The sequence below is a fragment of the Echinicola arenosa genome (assembly GCF_014841125.1).
Classification (GTDB): domain Bacteria; phylum Bacteroidota; class Bacteroidia; order Cytophagales; family Cyclobacteriaceae; genus Echinicola; species Echinicola arenosa.
Genome location: NZ_JACYTQ010000002.1, coordinates 91,844 through 105,400 on the forward strand (window position 1 = coordinate 91,844; position 13,557 = coordinate 105,400).

Genomic DNA, 13,557 nt, shown 5'->3' on the forward strand with positions numbered 1-13,557 from the left:
ATGGATGAAACTATCCTGAAAGAGTAATTAATAGAAACTGGTCAACTTTATCCTAAACCAAAATAATCAGTAATAATGACAACTATTGCACAAGAGAAGCCAAGTACCCAGTTGGCACGCCCAGAATTTAAATCCCATTATGACAATTTCATTGGCGGTAAATTCGTCGCTCCCGTAGGTGGAGATTATTTCGATGTCATCAGTCCGGTAGACGGCAAAGTTTTTACAAAAGTAGCTCGTAGCAAAGCTGCAGATGTAGAATTAGCCTTGGATGCCGCTCATAAAGCTTTCCCAAAATGGAGCAATGCTTCTGCAACAGAAAGAAGCAATGTCATGCTTAAAATTGCAGATAGAATAGAAAATAAACTGGAATACCTAGCAGCCGTAGAAACCATTGACAATGGTAAACCAGTGAGAGAGACCATCAATGCTGACTTGGCGTTGGTGGTCGATCATTTCAGGTATTTTGCTTCGGTGATCAGAGCTGAAGAAGGCTCTGTCTCTGAACTCGATACCCACACGGTCTCCATGAACATCAAGGAGCCTCTTGGTGTGGTTGCTCAAATCATTCCATGGAATTTCCCCATCCTGATGGCCACCTGGAAAATTGCCCCAGCCATGGCGGCAGGTTGTTGCACAGTGGTCAAGCCTGCCGAACAGACTCCTGCATCAATTATGGTATTGATGGAGCTGATCGGTGACCTGATCCCTGAAGGCGTGGTCAATATCGTCAATGGCTTTGGTCCGGAAGCGGGCAAACCTTTGGCCCAGTCACCCAGAGTGGCAAAGGTTGCCTTCACAGGCGAAACAACGACCGGAAGACTCATCATGCAATATGCCTCTGAAAACCTCAATCCTGTGACCATGGAGCTGGGAGGCAAGTCTCCTAATGTCTTCTTTCCTTCGGTCATGGATGCTGATGATGAGTTTTTGGATAAGTGCATTGAGGGGGCTGTAATGTTTGCCCTCAATCAGGGAGAGGTTTGTACCTGCCCAAGCCGCATTTTGGTCCACGAAAAAATATATGATGCCTTTATGGAAAAAGTAGTGGCCCGAACAGAAGCCATCAAAATGGGCCACCCCTTGGACAAAACCACCATGATGGGCGCCCAAGCTTCGCAGGATCAGTATGAAAAAATCCTCAACTATATTGATATCGGAAAGCAAGAAGGTGCTGAAGTCCTTACCGGAGGAAAAGCGGCCGGCCTGAACAGCGGCCTTGAAAACGGCTACTATGTCCAACCAACATTGCTTAAGGGCAACAACAAAATGCGGGTCTTTCAAGAGGAAATTTTTGGCCCCGTCTGTTCTGTAACTACTTTCAAAGATGTGGAAGACGCCATTGACCTTTCCAATGATACCTTGTATGGTTTAGGAGCTGGGGTGTGGACAAGAGATGCCCATGAAGCCTATCAGGTTCCAAGATCGATCAAAGCTGGCAGGGTATGGGTCAACTGCTACCACGCCTATCCAGCACATGCCCCATTTGGAGGTTATAAAAAATCAGGATTTGGGAGAGAAAACCATTTGATGATGCTAAACCATTATCGTCAAAACAAAAATATGTTGATCTCTTATGATAAAAACAAACTAGGATTCTTTTAGGAATATTGTTTGGGTTAAGAAGGGAGCTGAGTGGATGCGGCTCCCTTTTCTTTTCATAAAAATAACATATCATGAGTTTTCAAAGAATAGACATTACCAACGCTGCAAAAGAACTAATTGACCAACTCAGGGCTGACCATGGCCCGCTGATGTTTCATCAAAGCGGAGGGTGTTGCGATGGTTCCAGTCCCATGTGCTACGCCAAGGGGGAATTTAAAACCGGCGCGTCCGATGTGTGGATGGGGAATATCCATGATTGCGACTTTTACATGTCCAAAGATCAATTTGAATATTGGAAACACACCCATTTGACTTTGGACGTAACGGATGGCCGAGGAGCAAGCTTCTCTTTGGAAATCCCCTATGGAAAGCGCTTTTTGATCAAAAGCCGCATGCTGACAGAGGAAGAGTTGGGTGACCTTGAGCCTATCCAATCCGGAGATAACAGTTCTTAACCGTTGCCTGTTTGGCGTTAGGAAAAAAGTAAAACAGTTTAAATGACAAAGGGTGGTGACTTGCTAAAGTTGAAGTCACCACCCTTTTAGGTTTAACCCAAAGATCTGTCAATCTACGAGTCTTATCACATAGCTATATTCAAACTGCTTCTCAGTCAACAAGTATTCCCTGTGGGGATAAGCACCCCAGCTGTTGTCTCCGCCTAGACCACGCTGCTTGTAATCAATGTGCAAATAAACCGTATTTTTAGCTTTAACATCTGTAGGGTGTTGTTGCTTTTTAGTCAATCCTGGATCCAAATCTTCAGTAGCTACATTGGTAGCGCTCACACTCAAAGGCTGAACGCCTTGGATTTGTATACCCTGTCCTTGTTCATTCCTCAACTCAAGCCACCTTACATCGGTCTTATTTCCTGACTCCTGAGGCCTGATATAATCCCAGTGAAATTGATTGGCTACTTTATCCTCATAAATCCCCACGAAAGAGGAATGCTTTCTATCAATATAGTTTTCCCATGGTCCCCGGCCATAATAGCTCAGGTTATCATATTCTCCCGGGACCAACATGCGCATACCATATCTTGGCAATTCCGGTAATTCCCTGCCCTCCAAGTCCAGTGCTGCGGTGACCTTTACAGAACCATCTTTTTGGATCAGGTACTCTATCGTATAGGGTGCTGCAATGTTAGTTAAATTATATTTCACCATTATCGGTAAACCCTTTTCGGTCTCCTCCCCAAGTGCTACATCCAACACTTTCTGACCTTCATGTGCTGCTCTCCAAACACCTAGCCTCTCCGGCATGTGATTGCCAAAGTCATTGTCCGTTGGTGCTCTCCAAAAATAAGGGCTTGGAAAATCCCTGATCAACCAAGGCGCTCCATCTTTCAAGGTGTATTTTCTAAACCTTCCTCTCTTCAGGTCAAATTCTCCTACAACCTTAGCTGTAGTGAAATGCAATATATCGTCTTTCTCCTCCCACTGAAGGTCCCCAGAAGGTGCTTCTAAATTACTGAAGTAAAGCCCATCATTGATCCCAAACTGCTCACGAGCGACTTCATGCTTGGCAGGGATCAATGGACTGGTCTCTTTGGTGTAGGCAAATACGTTTAAGAAGCTTTCCTTTGCATCTCCAGAAACCTGAGGAAGATCCAAATTTATTTCCTTGGTACCGTGTGGTGCCAAGTCTATAGAAAACGACGCTGATTCCACTACTTCCCCATTCTCTATCCATTCCCATTTGAAATCATAGTCTGTTAAATTGGTGAAATCATTTAGGTTTTGAACCTGAAGCTTGCCAGCTTTCCAGCCGAAAAGGATGTTTTGGTAAACTTTCTTTACTTCATTTAAACCGGGGTGTGGGCTTCTATCTGCCGTAACCAAACCATTGGCGCAAAAATTCTCATCATTTTGAAAGAAATAACCACCAAGGTCGCCTCCATAGGCCCAAAACTTTCTTCCATTGTCATCTTCTGTCAGCAAGCCCTGGTCTACCCAATCCCAGATAAAGCCCCCTTGCATTTGCTTACTGCTCATGATAATGTCCCAGTATTCTTGGAAGTTCCCCGTACTGTTACCCATGGCATGTGCATATTCGCACATGATGAATGGACGGGTTTTGTCAGTAGCTTCTGCGTATCTTTTCATGCTATTGATGCCTGGATACATGGGGCACACTATATCCGTATCCTCATTTTCACCTGCCTGTTCAAACTGCACCAGCCTTGAATTATCCCTATCCTTCATCCACTTATACGCTTCATAAAATACCGGACCATTGCCACATTCATTGCCCATAGACCAAATGATGATAGATGGATGGTTTTTATCTCTCTCCACCAATCTATGAATCCTGTCCAAATGCGCCGGAGCCCATTCTTCCAGGTACGCTGGATGCTTCTCTTTGTTGAACCTACCTTGCCATTCGGCACCCATGCCGTGCGTTTCGATATTTGCTTCATCCACTACATACAACCCATATTCATCACATAACTCATACCATTCCGGAGCATGAGGATAGTGGCTCATTCTTACTGAGTTAATGTTGTTTTGTTTCATCAGCTGAATATCCTTCAACATAATATCATGATCTGGAACGTGCCCTTTGGTTTCATGGTGCTCGTGTCGATTGACCCCTTTGACCAATACAGATATCCCATTGACCATCAATTGGGCATCCTTGATTTCTACTGTTCTAAAACCAGTTTTCTTGCTCACTACGGCCAGGCTCTTGCCCGAACTATCACTTAACTTGATCACAAAACGGTAAAGGTAGGGTGTCTCGGCACTCCATTTTGTTACATTTTTGATGGTACTGGAAAAACTCACCGGCTGATCATAATCGCTGATTGATTTTTTCTGTGCATACACGACCTTACCCTCAGCGTCTCTCAGCTCAAAACTTAAAGTAGTGGCGGCATTGGCCTCATCAAAATTCCTCAAATCCACCGTGGCATCTAATTTACCATGCTTGTAATTGGCGTCCAACCCACTTTTTACGAAGAAATCCCAAATGGTCTGCTTTGGCACCGCCTGCAAAAACACCGTTCTTTCTATGCCACTCAGCCGCCAGAAATCCTGATCTTCCAAATAACTGCCATCATGCCATCTAAAAATCTGAACAGCCAAGGTGTTTTTTCCCGCTTTCAAATCATCAGTAATGATAAACTCCGCAGGGGTTTTGGCTGCTTTGGTCATGCCTACTTCTTTCCCATTGAGGTAAACCTTGGCATAACCTGAGATAGAACCAAAATGAAGGATGACTTCCTGCTCATCCCAATCGGCTGGAATGGTAAAGGTCCTTCTGTAAGTTCCAACCGGATTATATTGGTTGTCCACCATAGGCGGATTAGCAGGAAACGGATAAGACACATTGGTATATATAGGCATGTCATAACCCTCCAACTCCCAATTAGAAGGTACCTTTATTTCATCCCAATGCTGATCATTAAAACTTTCTTCGTAGAAATCGGTAGGACGGTCTTGAGGACGCTTCACCAAAGAAAACTTCCAAAGACCATCCAGGCTTTTATAAGTTTCATTGGTTTCCCTATTGCCCTTAGTGGCTTTGTCTTCTGTGGGATAGGTAATAAAATATGCCCGGGCTGGCTCCTTATTTCGATCAACTATGCTGGGGTTTTCCCATTCATTTTTCTCAGACTGCGCATGAAGGAAGCCTGACAATAAGGCCACCATACCGCTGGTCATCAAAAGTTTTTTTAAATACATGATTTATAATTTGTTTAATAGGTTTTATGAAGATACCAGCAAGAAATGCTGACTTTGGATTTAGTTGTTAATAGCTGTATAAAGTACAATGTAAGAGAATCAACTATTGAATCCCTTTGACACCCTCCACCGAAGGTTCTACGGGTATAATATTTCCCTCTGCATCGAAGGTCAGCGGATCAATACACACTTCCCTATGGTATCCCGCAGCTCTTCCCATTGCAATGCCATGAGGACGCGTAAATCGGTGATAAATAATGTACCATTCATCCTTTCCAGGCACTTGAATCACTGAATTATGACCTGTCCCATATATTCCCTGATCGGGCGCTTTAGCGATCACCAAGTTATTATCAGGAATGGTCAAAGGCCCCATTGGAGAATCCGCAAAAGCATATCTGACACGGTAGTCTTCATCACGGGTATCATTTTCTGACCAAAGGAAATAGTACTTACCATTCCTAAAGAAAACTTCTGTGCCTTCACGGAAGGTGTTATCTGGAGTCAGCACCTTCAGCTTACTTTTATCAAAGCTGACCATATCCTCATTCAATGGAACCGCTGCCAAGTAGCCATTGCCCCAATACAGATAATCCTTTCCTGTTCTTGGATCTGTAAAGACATCTGGATCGATTTCCTGACCACCTCTGACGCCTTCAGGTCTAAAATCTACCAAGGGTTTTCCTAAATCTTCAAATGGGCCTGCAGGATCATTCGCCACTGCAACACCCACTTTTTGTCCAGCGGTGAAATAATAAAAGTACTTGTATTCTCCGTCTATTTTCTTTTCAATGGCACAAGGAGCCCAAGCATTTCTGCTTGTCCATGCTACATCTTTGGTCAAATCCAGGATAACACCATCATCTTGCCAGTTGGTCAAATCCTTTGATGAGAAAGATTTAAAGTAAGTTCCTGACCATCCCGTAAAACCATCGCTGGTAGGATACAAATGAAACTTGCCCGTCTTATCCGAATAAATGATTTCAGGATCGGCATAGTATCCCTTTAGAGCGGGGTTATTGTCTTTTCTGGCCACCACTTGAAATACTTTCTCAGTCTCATCAGGCATGGTCAAGGTATAATCCACCGATCCATTGTTGAAATCCTGTGGACCTGAGGGGCTGATCTCAAACCCAGAAAACATTTCAAATTGAGGATCTAGTTGACCTAAATCTGCTCCTTCCTTCAAAGGAAGATAAATGGTACCCAGCTGCTGATCCAACATCACATTGTTTCCATAAATCTGTTCCGAATTAGTACTTAGGATCCAGTTTTGATCATCAATCCCATATGCTTCCACCAACCGATTGACCTCTTCCATAGTGATCGGCAATACGGTGCCATGACGAGGATGGAAGTTCATTTTTACTTGATCGTCTATGATCCTGAAATTTTCCAAATCAGTACTTTCCGTAAACTGATAAGCCCCTTTCATGTAAACATCGTACATCAAAATATAATTATCAGTGCCATTTAGTTTGAAAATGCCAGACCCCTCTACGGCTTCTTCTGTTTGTTGTAAGTACCTATCTTCCATGACGTACCCTGTGGTCAATTGATCAGAAACAGCTTTTTTAATGCCATTTCCATGCCCTTCGGTTTTAAAGAACAGGTGATATTTGCCTTCATGAAAGATGATATCACCATCAATACATGATTTACCCTCTGGATGAAAAAACAGTTGTTTTGGCGTCGTTTCCAAGCCAGTAAAATCTTCATTGGCATAGGCATAATAAATGATATCATGCCCACCTTCCTGTAACATGGAAAAATAAACCATGTATTTACCTGCATCCTGGTCATAAAAGGTTTGAGGAGCCCATACACGTTTGACATCACCAAACTCTGCAGGAAAAACCTCAGGGATTTGAATGGTACTGTGCGCCCAATGAATCAAATCATCAGACTTCAAAAACACCATCCCCTGATTGGTCCATCCATCTTCAGGAACATACAAATCTGTCAATACCATATAAAAACTCCCATCTTCACCTCTCAAAATATGAGGGTCTCTTACCCCTCCTCTGGTACTTATAGTGTCTGCGCTGATCACGGGTTGGTTGTTGTTCAAAGCCCTAAAATCAAAGCCATCTTTACTGATGGCATAGTGAACAGACTCTTCTCCCGGCCCATTGCCAGTAAAATAGGTAAAAAGATACGCTTCGGTATTTTGAGGAGGTGTGCTACAGCCTGTTCCTATCCATAATGCACAGGCTAGAAAACACGATAAGTTCAATAGGTTTTTCATTTTGGTTTTTTCTGATGCTAATTTGGTTTTAACCTCCAAATTATTAAATGTTTAATCTACACTTTTGTAAAATCTCTATTATTTTATAAAAGTATATTTTTTGTCTTTGAGGGGTAAAGCAACGCCAAGATAAACTCTAGATCATTTGGGGTAAATCACTGCCCCTCCTTCAGGTAGTAGTTTCAACTTTACTTTACCATTTTTATTTATGGTCATTTCTTTGAGTCCTGCTGTTCGATCTTCTTTGTCAAACAAAAAGTTTACTTCTTGATCGGCAAGCATAGGAAGTTCTACCATGATGTCCTTTTCTGTCTTCTCTCCATTCACAGCAACAATGTACCAATTTTCTCCTTTTCTACGAGCCATCACCACATGCTGACCAATAGCTCCAGATATCAAAACAGTTTCATCCCAGGTGGTAGGAACCTCACGCATAAAATCAAGCACATAAGCGGGCTGTTCAAACAGATTGTTTGGGGTAATTCCAAAATGCTGAACTGGCGAAAAATACAACACTGAGGTGGCCACCTCGAAGGCATCCGTTGTTTTGCGGTGGTTTCCTTGGTTTTTAGGATCTTTGGCTAACCTTTTATTAAAAAAGACGGGTGCAAAATCCATCGCTCCAACTGCATTTCTGATAAAGGGTAAAACCGTTGCATTGTAAGCTTGCTTGTCGGTATGATACTGATTAAAAATCAGGTTTTCCGAGGCCAATACAGCTTCCGAAGTTACGAAATTGGGATACATCCTTTCCCAGCCTCTCGGTAACGTACAGCCATGAAATGTGATAACGAGGCCGTAATCATTGGCATCAGAAAGGATATCTTCATAGAGCTTCATGGTCTCCTGCTTATCCCCTCCAAAAAAGTCAACTTTGAGCCCCTTTACACCTATGCTTTGTAACCATTCCATTTCATTTTTCCGGGCAGGGGCAGAATTCATACAATCCTGAGGCCCTTGTGGAGCATTGTTCCACCAACCATTGGAATTGTACCAAAGCAATACACCCACCCCTTTAGAGCTAGCATATTTAACCAAGTCTTCCATTCTCGCCCTGCCAATGTTATTATCCCAATAATTATCTATCAGCACAAACTCAAAGTCCATTGCTGCTGCCAAATCAATGAACTTGATCTGATCATCATAGTTGATACTCTGATCTTGCCATACAATCCAGCTCCAGGTAGAACGGCCCATTTCATAGGACTGGGAAGCTTCATATAATGGTTTGACGACATCGAAAGCGACGGTTGATTCCACAATGGGCTTGAGGTTTTTTCCGACAGTGATGGTTCTCCAAGGCGTTTGCGCAGGAAGTGCCATTGCTGCAAAAGTACCCCCGATGGAATTGTTTTCGCCAGCTTGCGGGAACTCCAATGGATACAGGCCTGTTGGACTCCCTTCTCCCAGTCTGGCTCCAACATACTTACTGTCCACGCCTGTTTCTGAAATCAGTGCCCAGCCCTTATCTCCAATTTTAAACAAGGCAGGAAAGGTATATCCGACGCCATATTTGGAAGCGGTCCCCAAAGGCTCATCAAAGGTATATTCCTCTTCATAGCTTGGTTTTGTATTCATCCATCCTGTCATGGGCAAAGCCTGAGGACTGAGATACGTCTTAGCATCATCCGGAAGATCAAAACCGGTAGCTTCTCCTGTCACCAACAAATTAGTGGCTTCTCCAGCCGTCATCACTTTATATGAAAAAGCCACATCATGATTGCTCACTCTAAAAATTGTGTTCAGCGTATCACCCTTGGTATTGATAAACTGGCAGGTAAGTTCATTGGCTTGGTAATGAATGTGACTGACCTTGCCCCTATCCATTTCATAATGCTCATCAATGGACCGGTTTGAATGCGCCACATAAGTCAAAGAATCAGAAAAGTTCCCTATGGAGGTTTTTAAACCCAAGGGTGAAGGCTCCAAAAAAACCGCTCCTTCATAGGCTATCCCATACCATACCTTTCCCCCATCCATTTTTATCTGTACCTCCAAGAGGCCATCAGGCCCTTTTACACTCTGGGTCTGGGCTACCACACAAGCCCCTATCAAGTATAGAATTCCTCCAAGAATATATTTTTTCATCATGCGATTCATTATTAATGAAACAATCATTTAATCACCCACTTCCACCCTGTTCAACATGGGGCAAGAGCCACTATTGAACGTAACGCAACATCGCTTCGACCAAATAATAGTCTCCATAGGTAAGCGGTACATCTATCTCGGAATTTTCAGGAATATGGCCAACACCATGTTTCAGTAAAAATCCTCCGTTGGTGCCTGCTGCTGCAATATATTCCGGGCCTGTCAAGGTAGTGATCATTTCCTTGGCATTTCCCCAATACTTCTCTGATTTATCAGCATCTACATAGCCCGAAAGCTCCAATAAAGCCGACGCCATGATGGCGCCCGCAGATGAATCCCGAAGTTCATTGGGAATTTGGGGTGCATCAAAATCCCAGTAGGGAATTTTATCATCGGGCATATTTGGATGATTGAGTACAAATTCAGCAATGGCAACTGCTTGATCCAAGTATTTTTGGTCTTTGGTCACCCTGTACATCACCGTGTAACCATATAAACCCCAAGCCTGACCTCTTGCCCAAGCTGATTCATCAGCGTATCCCTGAGCAGTTCTTTTTTTGTTGACTTCTCCTGTTTCTGGATTATAATTCAACACATGATAAGAACTATGGTCCTCGCGAAAATGATTCTTCAAGGTGGTGTCAGCATGCTTGATAGCAATATCATAATAAGTAGAATCACCCGTAGCGGCTGTCGCCCAAAACAGCAACTCCAAATTCATCATATTGTCGATGATTACCAAAAAATCTCCTTCCCTTGAATCCCAGGATTTGATCGCTCCAACCTTCTCGCTAAAGCGGCTGGAAAGGGATTTGGCGCTTTGAATCAACACGTCTTTGTAGGCTGGATTGGGATCAAGGCGAAAAGCATTGCCAAAACTGCAATACATCATAAAGCCCAAATCATGGGTAGAAGTATTGTACTGCTCCTTTTCCAATAGATCCAGGGCACGTAACGCTTCATTTTTTATGGCTTCATCTTTATGGTATTCATCTAAATACAATAGGGTCCCAGGGTAGAATCCACTGCACCACCACCCCGATCCACTTGCCTCGAATCGATCTGTTTTAGGATGATACGTTTTAGGAAATTTGTCTTCCGGCAACCGGGTCATCATGTACTTATACTGCTCATTAGCCCTGTCAAAGGTACTACTGATTTGTTTGCTGAGATTTACTTCCTCCACTTCCAAATCTTCCTTATGTTGGGATCCATTTGTGTTTTGCCCACAACTGGCCAGCAAGCCCGATGCTACTACCAATCCAAACAAGTGCTTTTTCATCAATTTATTTTCCGTTTAATAGGTTGTTCTTTTATTTTACTTCGATGACTTTCACGGGCGTCACCAAACCCTCCAACAAGCCCTCGCCGTCGATTTGCTCTACCCTTTGGACAAATAACTGGAGCCGTTGGCGTTGTTTCCATAATTCAATATCATAAGACGGTTCCCACTGTCCTACCGTCTCCTTAGTCAAATCGATCAATTCCCATTGGTTTTCATGGAGATCTGGCGAATAGGCCATGGACACTTTATTGCCTCGCTCTTCATCTCTAAACAGTAAATAAAGCTGAGTTTGCTTTCCTTTTTGTTTTACCAAAACCTGAGGTCTTGAGATAGGGATTCTCTTGGTTCCACCGCCTCCAAGCTGAAAAGTCGTTGATCTAAATTCCGGGCTAGCCCTCTTCCATTCCTGATCATGTTTATAGACCACCTGATATTGGGTCTTTCCGTTTTGATTCCAATAAGTAGCAATGTAGGGGTTCCCCTTTTTATCAGCATAAATAGCTGTTTGGTTAATCAAACTACTATTCTGGGGAATTTCCCATGCATATTCAGCTTTTTGTAAATTGATGGGCAAGTTATAAGCTGCTCCATTGGACTTCATCCAAGTCTTCCCACCATCTTCAGATTTGGCGTAAGCTAAATCGTGATTGGTGGAAACATCCCAGGTCTCCCGCCATACCCAAGACAGGTGAATGGTACCTTGCTGATCCACACAGGCCTGCCAGTAGGCATTACGTTCCCCTTCACCATCTATCAAATTATCGTGGATTTGCCGCCATTGCTTGGTACTAACATCATATCTGTTCATGACCAAATTACCTCTTCCAGACTCACCTGATCGATAAAAGAAAAGGAGATCTCCATTGGGCAGGTTGTGAAATTCCGGATAGGTAACATCCTGCTCCAGCTTCCCTGTCATGGATTGCATTTCACCTAATTCCAAACCCAAAGCTTCCTTGCTTTGGGCATAATGCAAAGGATTATTATGATGATCCCAACTGACGTGAAGAAACCCTTCACCATCAAGGGCAATACTGATGGTATTGTGCGCATCTGCCGTATTGCCAGTAAAGGTCGTTTGATTTACTTCCCACTCATCACTACCCAATTTCCGCTTTGCCAAAACCAAATGGCTACTTGAATCATAATAAGCGGTAAACTGTGTGTCTTTGTAGGTTGTTATGGAATTCCTTCTAAAAATCACCGCATTGACAGAGTTGTTGGCCCAACCTTTTCCCACAACCGTTTCATTTACCGATGAACCAAAGGGCTTACTGCTGATGCAAGCAGACAATAGGCCTACTATCAAAATCAATATACTGCTTGCGACGATTCTACTCATTTTATCCTCTTCAAATTTATTTTGGACTTGATACAGCTCTTGCATTGTTTTTTCTATCGTTCGGCATGATCACGGGTGGCATCACCACCTGACCATATTCTTTTTTGGGTCCAGTCCACTGCTGGATCAGCCCAAAAAGGAGCATTTGCAGGAAGCCCTAATACCAAAAAGACCTCTGCACAGAGATAAAGGCTTCCCGTAGAAATGTAAGGTTCCGCTACTTCCGGTTGATGGCCATAAAAGCCTAAAGTCAACCATCCTTGGTCATCAAACATATCTTCTGCCTCCATATGCCTCCGGATAACAGATGCTAGGGCACCTCTCACTTGAGCAGGCTTTACTTTATCGGGCAATTCTTGCCATAAGGCTATTTGGGATAAACATTGAAAAGCGCCAAAACGATAAGCCATTGACCTTCCAATGATTGGATAAGTCCCTTCTGGAGAGATCAGCCTTTCTTGAATGGCCGCGTACCTTTGGGCGCGCTCCAAGAAAAGATCAAAGTCTCTACCCATTCCTAGATCTTTTTCTTTCAGCACTTTGGTAATGTCCAATAACATGGGTTGAATGACAAAACTGTTGTAATAATCCCAATGAAATTCAGGACCATCACCATACATCCCATCGCCCAAATACCATTCTTTATGTTTGTTAATGGGATAGGCCAATCTTACCATATCCGCTTCTCCATCAAACTTCAGCAACGCTGCTTCTACCATTCCGGTAAACAGCAACCAGTTGCTGTAAAAGGGAGAAATTACCCTTGAAGACTTCAATGCGGCAATGACATTGGCTTTAGTTTCCGGGGAAAGAGGCTCCCAAAGTTGGGTAGGCGCTCTTAAAAGTCCCTGTGCAAAAAATGCCGCATCCACCAAAGGTTGCCCGTTTTCGGTGAAGTTCATAAAGTCTGCTGATTCAGGATCCGTAGCATTGTGGATGGATTGTTGCGCCAAAAGGATGTATTTTTTCCTCAATTGTCCCTCAGGGGTATCGTCAGGACCAAGCTCTAGCCAAGGTCCTATCCCCGCTAAAAGTCGACCAAAAGCTTCTAAGTAAGTTACCTGCTCTCTACCTCCATAGGCATCTTTGGTTTTTTCTACCGGCATGGTCGCTTTAAGCTCCTGCTTGCTCAACGCCGATAGGACAGGGTCTGCAATTTTAGTCAACACTTCCACATAATACTCCCGAGATTGTGCTTCACCTTTATTTTCTCCAGTTCCCTGAGCAAAGGAAGCTTGGCACAGCAATAGCAATCCCAATAAAAGTCCTTTTTGAATCTTATTTTTTCTCATCTTGAATCTAT

The 13,557-nt window shown here is 43.3% G+C and carries 8 protein-coding genes; 2 read left to right on the top strand and 6 right to left on the bottom strand.

Features of this window, described 5'->3' with window-relative positions; translation table 11 throughout:
* Positions 1 to 75: 75 nt before the first annotated feature.
* Both IFO69_RS05330 and IFO69_RS05335 read left to right on the top strand, forming a co-directional pair.
* Positions 76 to 1,605 carry an aldehyde dehydrogenase family protein gene (locus IFO69_RS05330; RefSeq protein WP_192009056.1) on the top strand — a complete coding sequence of 510 codons (1,530 nt, stop codon included), beginning with the start codon at positions 76 to 78 and terminating at the stop codon, positions 1,603 to 1,605.
* Between the two features lie 71 nt (positions 1,606 to 1,676).
* Positions 1,677 to 2,060 (top strand): DUF779 domain-containing protein, encoded by a 384-nt coding sequence (locus IFO69_RS05335; protein WP_192009057.1) that lies wholly within the window; start codon positions 1,677 to 1,679, stop codon positions 2,058 to 2,060.
* A 108-nt stretch (positions 2,061 to 2,168) separates the two neighbouring features.
* On the opposite strand, the gene IFO69_RS05340 is transcribed toward IFO69_RS05335, so the two are convergent.
* The 6 genes from IFO69_RS05340 to IFO69_RS05365 all read right to left on the bottom strand — a co-directional run bounded on the left by IFO69_RS05340 (position 2,169) and on the right by IFO69_RS05365 (position 13,546).
* The gene (locus IFO69_RS05340) at positions 2,169 to 5,288 is read right to left on the bottom strand and encodes a glycoside hydrolase family 2 TIM barrel-domain containing protein (RefSeq protein WP_192009058.1); all 3,120 of its coding nucleotides are present in this window, start codon (positions 5,286 to 5,288) and stop codon (positions 2,169 to 2,171) included.
* A gap of 103 nt (positions 5,289 to 5,391) precedes the next feature.
* Entirely contained in the window at positions 5,392 to 7,536 is a 2,145-nt protein-coding gene (locus IFO69_RS05345) for a family 43 glycosylhydrolase (RefSeq protein ID WP_192009059.1), read from the bottom strand.
* Positions 7,537 to 7,677: 141 nt separating this feature from the next.
* On the bottom strand, positions 7,678 to 9,627 hold the full coding sequence (locus IFO69_RS05350) for a glycoside hydrolase family 97 protein (RefSeq protein ID WP_225444010.1): 1,950 nt from the start codon (positions 9,625 to 9,627) through the stop codon (positions 7,678 to 7,680).
* A gap of 70 nt (positions 9,628 to 9,697) precedes the next feature.
* On the bottom strand, positions 9,698 to 10,909 hold the full coding sequence (locus IFO69_RS05355) for a glycoside hydrolase family 88 protein (RefSeq protein ID WP_192009060.1): 1,212 nt from the start codon (positions 10,907 to 10,909) through the stop codon (positions 9,698 to 9,700).
* 31 nt (positions 10,910 to 10,940) lie between these two features.
* Positions 10,941 to 12,299, bottom strand: coding sequence for a BNR repeat-containing protein (locus tag IFO69_RS05360; RefSeq protein ID WP_225444011.1), 1,359 nt, complete (start codon positions 12,297 to 12,299; stop codon positions 10,941 to 10,943).
* 8 nt (positions 12,300 to 12,307) lie between these two features.
* Positions 12,308 to 13,546, bottom strand: a complete 1,239-nt coding sequence (locus tag IFO69_RS05365; protein WP_192009061.1) for a DUF2264 domain-containing protein — start codon at positions 13,544 to 13,546, stop codon at positions 12,308 to 12,310.
* Positions 13,547 to 13,557: the final 11 nt, after the last annotated feature.